Here is a 2,949-nt window from a genome sequence, read left to right on the forward strand (position 1 = left end):
CACGCATCTCTGCCAGGGATATTGCTTTTATTCGGCCGGGACAGGATGCGCTGGTAAAAATCACGGCCTATGACTATTCAATTTACGGTGGACTCAAGGGGAAGGTAACCGTAATTTCACCGGATACCATTCGTGATGAAGTGAAGCAGGACCAGTTCTACTACCGGGTTTACATCCGTACCGATACGGACAAGCTGATCAATAAGGCCGGGCAGAGTTTCGGAATTACCCCGGGGATGGTGGCAACGGTAGATATTCGTACCGGACAGAAAACAGTATTGGACTATCTGCTTAAACCATTTAATAAAGCTAAGGAAGCTCTACGGGAACGTTAAGAAACTTACTTTGAAAAGCCTCCTGAGGGAGGCTTTTTTATTTTTAAAATTAAACCGGTTATACTTAATATTTGTTGCAACATGTGATGGTGATATGCCGTTTACAATTTCCTCCCCAGTGCAGTTTGAAGAAGAAATCAAGAAGAGTCGTTTCCTTGCAATTGCTGCGCCTGTAGATAATGAACAGGCAGTAAAAGATTTTCTTGAAACTTATAAAGATCATAGTACTACTCATCAGTGCTGGGCTTGGAAAATTGGGCATCAAATCCGTTTTAACGATGACGGGGAACCTTCAGGAACAGCAGGCCGTCCTATTTTTGCCACTATTGAAGGGAATGAACTTACCAATGTTATTGTCTTGGTTAACCGCTGGTATGGTGGAATCAAGCTGGGCACAGGAGGGCTGGTACGGGCTTATGGTGGATGTGCTGGACAGTGCCTGCTGCTGGCAGAAAAGGTTGAAGTAATTGAGAAAAAACAGGCTTACTTCTGCTGTCATTTTAATGAATGGGCTATATTGCAATATGAACTTAACCAGCAGCAGATTGAGTTTCAGGAAAATTATACAGCTACAGGAGTAGAAGTAGAGTTACTTTTGCAAGTGCATCAGATTCATTCCTTTAATTTAAAACTTCAAGATATTAGCCGGGGACGGGAACAGCTAAAATTACAGGAGCAGGAGCATGCCTGAACAGGATCCTTTACTAAAATATAGAGATCAGCATAAGCACCGCTTGAATTATATGCCTTGGCTGTACTATACGTTAAAGCCCCATCATCGGGCCTGGGCCGAAGCATGGCAGCAGGAATATCAGGCTTATCTGATGGAAATGGAAACAGTAGAGATTGGTAAAAACTGCTTTATTTCACCACTTGCCCATATTTTTGCCGAACCGGGACGCAAGATTATTATTGGCGATCATAGCTTTATTGCAGCAGACTGTACCTTACATGGTCCAATTGAGATCGGGCAGGAAGTCGCGATTAATCACCATTGTATTTTAGATGGTGGTCGTGCTGGAATCCGTCTACATGATCAGGCCAGGATTGCCGCTTATTGTCATCTGTATGCATTTGATCATGGTATGGCACTTGAACAGGCGATCTACCAGCAACCGGTGCGTTCTCAGGGAATTGAGATTGGGAAAGATGTGTGGTTAGGTGCACATGTTGGTGTAAAAGATGGTATCAAAATAGGAGCACATGCAGTAGTCGGTATGAATAGTATGGTGACACATGATGTGGCTACCTGTGAAATTGTGGCAGGAAATCCTGCTAAACTGATTCGCTATCGGAAATAAAAACTGCATTCTAATATAGAATATTTATAAATGATTATTTTACTGGCAGGTTTTCCAGTTTAAAAAATTAACGCATAAAGTACTTGCTTTGTGATAGCTTAAGTTATGACATTAAAACATATTGGGCGTTAAGACCTAAAGAGAGGCGTAAAATGAACCGTGTAATTGCATGTATTGACTCATCTCCATGTATCAATGCAATTGCTGAGGCAGCTGCCTGGATAGCATCGAAAACACAACGAGAACTAGTGCTATTACAGATTCTGGATTATTACCCTGCCAGTTATCATTTGGGAGAAATTAGTGGCGTAATTGGCTTTGAAAGTAATGCCATGCTCTTGAAAGAACTGGCAGAACTTGAACAGAAACAAAGTGAACTTGCCATGGATTATAGTAATAATCTGCTTAAACATATTTCCAATCTGATTCAAGAAAAATACGGTATTACCTGTACTAAAATTCAGGAAAAGGGAGATTTTCTGGAGCAGAGTTTCAATTTGCTTCATGAAGAAGATATTGTTGTGATTGGCCGTGTGGGTGAACGCTCTGCTGAACGTAACAAAGCAATTGGTAGTAACGTTGAAAACTTTATCCGTGGTGTAAAAAGTACGGTAATGACGGTAGGTGAAACGTTTAAGCCACCAACACGGTTTATTTTTGCCTATGAGTATTCACCGACCTGTCTTGCCATGATGCGCCGCATTGCAGTGAGTGACCTGCTTAGACAGTTGCAGTGCCATTTGCTTTATGTAGGTGACCAACCGGAGGTTCTAAATGAGCCTACTCAGTTCTTGAAGAATGCAGGACTCGATGTTGTAGTAGAATATCGCTATGGAGATGTAGCAGAAAATATTTTAGATTATCAGCGTGAACATGGAATTCAGATCATTGTTCTGGGAGCCTTTAGTCAGAGTAAAATTCGGCAATTTTTCTTGGGTAGTATCGCTACAACTATTTTCCGTAACGCGACAGTTCCGCTATTAGTAGCAAAATAATTGATCTTTAAAGACCAATCTATTTAGCCATTAATATATTTAGAATAAGTTGTAAAGTTTTAAATAGTATTAAAAAAGTCCATATAGTTATCCGCAATTACTGTGGATAACTATATGGACAGTATATGTAAAATAATGAAATTTAAAAATATTTTTATAGTGATTGTTTTTTATGCTTTTGAGTTTTTATTTTACAATAGCTAATGCAAACCCATCGTGACCTTTACTTCCGTCTGTTTGTAGAGCTGTAGAAGATAGAAGTCGAGGATGACCTTTTAAGGCCTCAAACAAATCGCGGATACCCTCAATACTCGGTTT

The 2,949-nt window shown here is 40.3% G+C and carries 4 protein-coding genes and 1 pseudogene; 4 read left to right on the top strand and 1 reads right to left on the bottom strand.

Annotated features, from left to right (window positions below):
• From B3X18_RS08420 to B3X18_RS08435, 4 genes are all read left to right on the top strand, one after another.
• On the top strand, positions 1–335 hold a 335-nt coding region (locus B3X18_RS08420; RefSeq protein WP_286935395.1), incomplete at its 5' end, for an HlyD family secretion protein.
• A gap of 94 nt (positions 336–429) precedes the next feature.
• Positions 430–1,026, top strand: coding sequence for an IMPACT family protein (locus B3X18_RS08425; RefSeq protein ID WP_005026592.1), 597 nt, complete (start codon positions 430–432; stop codon positions 1,024–1,026).
• Entirely contained in the window at positions 1,019–1,636 is a 618-nt protein-coding gene (locus B3X18_RS08430; protein WP_005026591.1) for an acyltransferase, read from the top strand. Before B3X18_RS08425 ends, B3X18_RS08430 begins: the two co-directional genes overlap by 8 nt.
• A 152-nt stretch (positions 1,637–1,788) precedes the next feature.
• On the top strand, positions 1,789–2,631 hold the full coding sequence (locus tag B3X18_RS08435; RefSeq protein WP_005019705.1) for a universal stress protein: 843 nt from the start codon (positions 1,789–1,791) through the stop codon (positions 2,629–2,631).
• A 186-nt stretch (positions 2,632–2,817) separates the two neighbouring features.
• Here B3X18_RS08435 and B3X18_RS08440 read toward each other — a convergent pair.
• Positions 2,818–2,949: pseudogene (locus tag B3X18_RS08440) on the bottom strand (methyltransferase); the annotation flags it as partial.

The organism is Acinetobacter sp. UBA6571 (assembly GCF_002434085.1).
GTDB lineage: Bacteria > Pseudomonadota > Gammaproteobacteria > Pseudomonadales > Moraxellaceae > Acinetobacter > Acinetobacter radioresistens.